Genomic DNA, 6064 nt, shown 5'->3' on the forward strand with positions numbered 1-6064 from the left:
GTGTCATGGGGTGGGCGGGGGCGCCGTGCGCGACAGCCAGGCAGCGCGATTATAGGAAGCGGCTGCTGTCGGGTGTGGGCAACGAGACCCGGCACAACCGTGTCTCGCGGCGCGAGGTTTCCCTGGGTGAAGCAGGACTGAACTGCTAGTATTCGAACCGATGACGGTATGGGAATCGTTATTTCGCCGTGAGCCCGCACCGCTGCTCGGCATCGACATCAGCGCCAGCTCGCTGAAGCTGGTGGAGTTGGGGCGCGCGCGCAATGGCGACTGCGCCTTGCTGCACTGCGCGATCGAGCCGTTGGAAAAGGGTTGGATGGCGGAGGGCAATATCGAGCAGTTCGACGAGGTGGCCGAGGCCCTGCGCCGACTCGTGCGCAAGGCCGGCACCCGGACCAAGAATGTCGCGCTGGCTTTACCCAGCTCCGCCGTGATCACGCGCAAGGTCAGCCTGCCCGCCGGTTTGACGGAGGACGAGCTGGAAATCCAGGTCGAGGCGGAGGCGGCGCAACTCATCCCCTTTCCGCTGTCTGAAGTCGCGCTGGATTTTTGCCTCATCGGGCCGTCGCCCACGGCTGCCGGATACGACGAGGTGCTGGTGGCTGCCTCGCGCAAAGAAAAGGTCTCGGACCGTCAGGGGCTGGCCGAGGCGGCAGGCCTCAATCCGGTGATCATGGATGTCGAGTCCTACGCGTCGCGCCTGGCTGCACGGCGGGCCATCGAGCGGCTGCCCAACCCGGGCAGCCCACTGCTGGTCGCCTTGTTCGAGATTGGCTCACACTCCACGGGTTTGCAGGTCATCCGCAACGACGAGTTGATCTACGAGCGCGACCAGCCGGTCGGAGGCGCCGCGCTGACCCAGATGATTGCGCGCCAGTACGGCATGGCCTTGGCAGAAGCGGAGCAAAAAAAGAAAACCGGCGTTGGCCTGCCGGCCGACTATGCGCAGACGGTGCTGCAGCCGTTTCTGGAGACCCTGGGGCAAGAACTGGGTCGGGCGCTGCAGTTCTTTTTTACCAGCACCCCGCACAACAAGGTGGATCACATTTTGTTGTCTGGCGGTGCGGCCAGTCTGCCTGGGCTGGCCGATGTGGTCATGACCCAGACGGGTTTTGCCACCCGGGTGCTCAATCCCTTCGAGGGCATGGCTTTGCCGCCCACCCTGCCTGCTGCGCGCCTGGCCCTGGAGGCGACGTCCTACCTGGTTGCCACGGGGCTGGCCTTGCGGAGGTTTGCGCCATGATCGCCATCAACCTGCTGCCCCACCGGGAGTGGGCGCGCAAGAAGCGGCGCGAGGCTTTCTTCACCCATCTGGGCCTGGCTGCCTTCGCTGGGGTGGCCCTCGCGGGCGTGGTCTATATGGGGTTCGAGGCACGCATCGCTGTACAGGAGGGGCGCAACCACCAGTTGCAGTCCGAAATCGCCAAGCTCGACCAACAGATCAAGGAAATCGCCACGCTGCAAACCGAGCTGGATGCCCTCAAGGCGCGCCAAGACGCTGTGCAGAGCCTGCAGGCCGAGCGCAACCTGCCGGTCCACTTACTCAATGAACTGGTGCGGCGCTTGCCCGATGGGGTGTATTTGCGCTCAATCAAACAGGAGGCCGATGGGATTGCGATCACCGGGGTGGCCCAGTCGCAGGAGCGGGTGTCCGAGTTGCTGCGCAATCTGTCCACCCAGAGCCCCTGGTTGCGCCAGCCACAGCTCATCGAGATCACGGCTGGCACCCAGAATTTCACCCCGGGCGGGCAGCGGCGGGTCTTCCAGTTTGCGCTGCGCGTCGTGCAGGGCAAGAGCGGGGCTTGACCTAGCCACCGGATGACGCCATGGCCTCCAAGCGCAAGTCCTCATCCATTGACTGGGCCGATCTGCGGCAGACTTTGCAGCAACAGTTCAGCGGGCTCGATCCCAATGACCCCTCCCGCTGGCCGGCGCTGCCACGGACCTTGTTGCTGGTGGCGGTCGCGTTCTTCATCGTCGTGGTGCTGTGGTTCGTCTGGCTGTCCGATCGCCTCGACGCGCTCGAAGCCGCCCAGCAGCGCGAGAACGAGTTGCGGACCCAGTTCAGCCGAAAAGTGGCCATGGCCGCCGCCCTCGACATACTCAAGGCACAGCTCGAGCAGGTGCGGCTGCATGTCGCGCAGCTGGAAAAGCAGCTACCCAACCGGGCCGAGATGGATGCCTTGCTGTCCGACATCAACCAGGCGGGTATCGGCCGGGGGCTGCAGTTCGAGCTCTTTCGCCCCGGGCAGGAGGCGGTGCGCGATTACTATGCCGAGCTGCCCATCACCGTGCGGGTGAGCGGCTCGTACCACGACATTGGCATGTTCGTGTCGGACATTGCCCACTTGTCGCGCATCGTGACGCTGAACAACCTGTCGATCAACCCGGTGGCCAACCGCAACGATCTGCTGACCATGGAGGCCACGGCCAAGACCTTCCGCTACCTGGATCCGGACGAAGTGCTGGCCCAGAAAGCGGCCAACAAAACGGCCCAGGGGGGCAAGAAATGACCCGCGGTGCGCACCCTCTGCGCGGCCTCTGGGCTGGCTTGGGTATCGCGGCCGTCTCGCTCGGGCTGCTGGCGTGCTCCAGCGGCCACGACGGCGGGGATCTGGCCCAGTGGATGGCGCAACAGCGGGCCTCTGCGCGCCCGCAGGTGCCCGAGATTCAGCCCCCTGCTGCCTATCAACCCCAGCCTTACGAGGGAGTTGATGCGCCCGCGCCTTTCAGCGAAGAAAGGCTGGTTCGTGTGCTGCGCAGCGACGCGGCCAGTGGGGCCTCGTCCCGCCTGATCGAATCCGAAATGCGCCGGCGGCGCGAGCCGCTGGAGGAGTTTCCCCTGGACGCCATCACGATGGTGGGCCTGCTGGACATGGGGGGACGGCGTGTGGCCCTGGTCCGCGCCAATGGGCTGCTCTACCAGGTGGCGACCGGTCATTATCTGGGGCAAAACTACGGGCGGGTGACCGCTGTCTCCGACCATCAGATCACGCTGCGCGAGATCGTGCAGGACGCGGCCGGCGAGTGGGTCGAGCGTACCGCCACTTTGCAGCTACAAGAAGGAACTGGCCCATGAGCTTCGCCCATCGTTCACACGGTGATGCCTTTGAGTACAGGGGCTGGTGCCAGCGCTGGGTGGCGCTTGCCCTGGCGGCTGCGGCTGTTCTGGCCAGCGGCTGGGCGCATGCGCAAGGGGCCATCCGCTCCGTCACGGCAGGCCTGAGCGGTGGCAACGAAGTGATTCGCATCGAAGCCACCGAACCGCTCAAGGCCCAGCCCAGCGGGTTTGCCCTGCAGACGCCCGCGCGCATCGCATTGGATTTTGCTGACACCACCAATGCCACCGGGCAAGGGATCATCGAGGTCAACCAAGGCAATTTGCGCTCGATCCGCGTCATCGAAGCCGCTGGCCGCACCCGCTTGGTTCTCAATCTCTTGCGCGCCGTGCCCTACGACACCCAGATCCAGGGGCAGGTGCTGCTCGTGACCCTGCACAGCGGTGCGGCAACTGGTGGGCCCGCCGCCGCTGTCGACAGCGGCGTGACGGCCCTGAGCGACATCGATTTTCGCCGTGGTGGGGATGGCGCTGGCCGCCTGATCGTGGAGCTGGCCCACCCCCAGACCAGCGTGGATGTCCGGCCGCAAGGGCGCAATCTGGTGGTGGAGTTTTTGCGCACCTCGCTGCCCGAAGGCCTGCGCCGGCGATTGGATGTGACGGATTTTGGCACCCCAGTGCACACCGTGACGGCCACCCAGATCGGCGATCGCGTGCGCCTGCTGGTCGAAAATGCCGGCGCGTGGGAACACAGCGCCTACCAGAGCGACAAACAGTTCGTGCTGGAGGTGCGCCCGGTCAGGCCCGACCCCAACCGGCTTGTGCAGGGGCCCAAGTACAGCGGCGAGAAGCTCTCCCTCAACTTCCAGAATATCGATGTGCGCTCGCTGCTGCAGGTGATCGCCGACTTCACCAACTTCAACATCATCACCACCGACACCGTGCAGGGCAGCCTGACCCTGCGTTTGAAGGATGTGCCCTGGGACCAGGCGCTCGACATCATCCTGGAAGCCAAGCAACTGGGCATGACCAAGACCGGCAACGTGATTCGGGTCGCCCCGAAGAAGGAGTTGGATGACGAGGCGCTGGCGCGGCGCGAGGTCAGCAATAAGCTCGAGGCGCTCGAGGCAGTGCAGACCGAGATCTTCCGCCTGAACTTCGCCAAAGCGCAGGAGGCCGCCGACGCTCTGCGGCAGGGCGTCAATACGGGCTCGGGGCAGAGTGCCGGCACCAACCGTTTGCTGTCTGCCCGCGGCTCGGTGATTGCCGATGCCAGGACCAACCAGGTGTTCGTCACCGACGTCGCCTCCCGCATGGAAGCGGTGCGCCAGTTCATGGCGCGCATCGATACCCCGCGGCGTCAAGTCATGATCCAGGCCCGTATCGTGGAGGCGCGCGAGGGTTTCAGCCGCTCGCTGGGGGTGCGGTTGGGCGGTGCCGATCTGCGCACCATCCGCGGCGGCGATGCGGGCTACAGTCTCGGGGGGACAGCACGAGCAGCGATCGGCGCCTCGTATGACGCCATCACCTCCACCACCGGGCAGACGGCCAACCTGATGAACAACGCCAACACCTCTTTCGTCAGCCTGCCGGCACGCAGTGGGCTGTCGGGCGCAGAGGTGCCCCGGTTTGCGATTTCGCTCTTCAGCCCAGCGGCCAATCGCTTCCTCAACCTCGAGCTGTCGGCCCTGGAATCCGACAACCAGGGGCGCATCATCTCCAGCCCCCGCGTGCTCACCGGGGATTTGACCAAGGCCACCATCAAGCAGGGCGATCAGATCCGCTTCGTCCGGCGGCGACAGGCGGCCAATGGCCAGATCGAGGATGTCATCGAGTCCATCGACGCCAATCTGCAACTCGAGGTGGAGCCGCAGATCACGCCCTCTGGCCAGGTGATGGTCAAGCTCAAGGCAGCGAAGAACCGGCTGCTGCGCATCACCGATGCCGGGCCGCAGCTCGATGTGCGCGAGGTTCAAACCGATGTCATGGTGGAAAATGGCGGTACCGTGATGATCGGTGGCATTTTTGAACACGAAGAATCCACGGCTGAGGACAAGGTGCCCGTTCTGGGCGATGTCCCGGTGCTGGGTAATTTGTTCAAGAGTCGCAACCGCGATACGCAAAAACGCGAAATGGTGATCTTTCTTACCCCGTATATCGTTGACAGTGCGGCGGCGCCGCTCCTCAACCGAGACACAACCCGATGAAGCAGCGCGAAACGGCTAGGCGCATGGCACCGATGAGGATGGTCTTGTCGATCCTCGTCGCCTTTTTGACGGTGGCGTGCGGGGGCGGAGGCGGCTCGCCAGGGGCGAATCCCACCACGGGGGGGCTGTCGTTGGGAGGGGTGTCGGCCCTCACCGTGCTGCCGGGCGAATCGAAACGATTGCCCGTCAGCGGGGGCGTGCCACCCTACCGGGCCGTGAGCACCGAGTCGGCGGTGGCCGTGGCGGCGATCGATGGGCAGACGCTGGTCATCGGCGGGGTGGCGCCCGGGGCGTCGACGACGGTGGCGGTGAGCGACCGCGCAGGCACCACGCAAACCGTGTCGGTCACTGTCGGCACGAGCGTGCCGCTCTACACCACCGCGCCGGCGGCGCTCACGCTCGGGGTGGGTGCCGCCGAGGCCCGCACCTTCCGGGTCAGCGGCGGGCTCAAGCCCTACACCATCGTCGGCAGTGCGCCGTTGGTGGCGACGGTCACCCCGCTCGATGAGGAGCAGTGGCGCAGTCAGGGGGTGGCCATCGGCGATATGCAGGTGCGCATCCGCGCTGCGGCGGGGACCGAGCTGTCCCGGGCGGTGACGGTGCGATCGCCCGAATTGCGCATTACATCCGCTGCCCTGACGCGGCCCATCGGCATTCCGGCGACGGTGGTGCACTCTGGGGCGCACAAGCCCTCTACCGACGCGGGGGGGATTCCTGCGGCCATCCAGGTTCGTCAGGTGCCCGGCTCCGACAGCGCCTACGAGATCGTGGGTTTGTTGGCGGCCAACGATGTGGATGT

At 65.6% G+C, this 6064-nt stretch carries 6 protein-coding genes; all 6 read left to right on the plus strand.

The features are described 5' to 3' along the window. The first annotated feature begins 160 nt into the window (after positions 1-160). On the plus strand, positions 161-1243 hold the full coding sequence (locus tag P3W97_RS06240; RefSeq protein ID WP_300844852.1) for a pilus assembly protein PilM: 1083 nt from the start codon (positions 161-163) through the stop codon (positions 1241-1243). Next, on the plus strand, positions 1240-1806 hold the full coding sequence (locus tag P3W97_RS06245; RefSeq protein WP_300844855.1) for a PilN domain-containing protein: 567 nt from the start codon (positions 1240-1242) through the stop codon (positions 1804-1806). The genes P3W97_RS06240 and P3W97_RS06245 overlap by 4 nt, the downstream gene beginning before the upstream one ends. Positions 1807-1826: 20 nt before the next feature. Beyond that, positions 1827-2513, plus strand: a complete 687-nt coding sequence (locus tag P3W97_RS06250; protein WP_300844858.1) for a type 4a pilus biogenesis protein PilO — start codon at positions 1827-1829, stop codon at positions 2511-2513. Beyond that, positions 2510-3079, plus strand: a complete 570-nt coding sequence (locus tag P3W97_RS06255; protein WP_300844861.1) for a pilus assembly protein PilP — start codon at positions 2510-2512, stop codon at positions 3077-3079. Before P3W97_RS06250 ends, P3W97_RS06255 begins: the two co-directional genes overlap by 4 nt. Continuing rightward, positions 3076-5265 carry a type IV pilus secretin family protein gene (gene pilQ, locus P3W97_RS06260; protein ID WP_300844864.1) on the plus strand — a complete coding sequence of 730 codons (2190 nt, stop codon included), beginning with the start codon at positions 3076-3078 and terminating at the stop codon, positions 5263-5265. Before P3W97_RS06255 ends, pilQ begins: the two co-directional genes overlap by 4 nt. A 44-nt stretch (positions 5266-5309) precedes the next feature. Beyond that, on the plus strand, positions 5310-6064 hold a 755-nt coding region (locus P3W97_RS06265; protein ID WP_300844865.1), incomplete at its 3' end, for a hypothetical protein.

Source organism: Tepidimonas sp. (genome assembly GCF_029335975.1).
Classification (GTDB): domain Bacteria; phylum Pseudomonadota; class Gammaproteobacteria; order Burkholderiales; family Burkholderiaceae_C; genus Tepidimonas.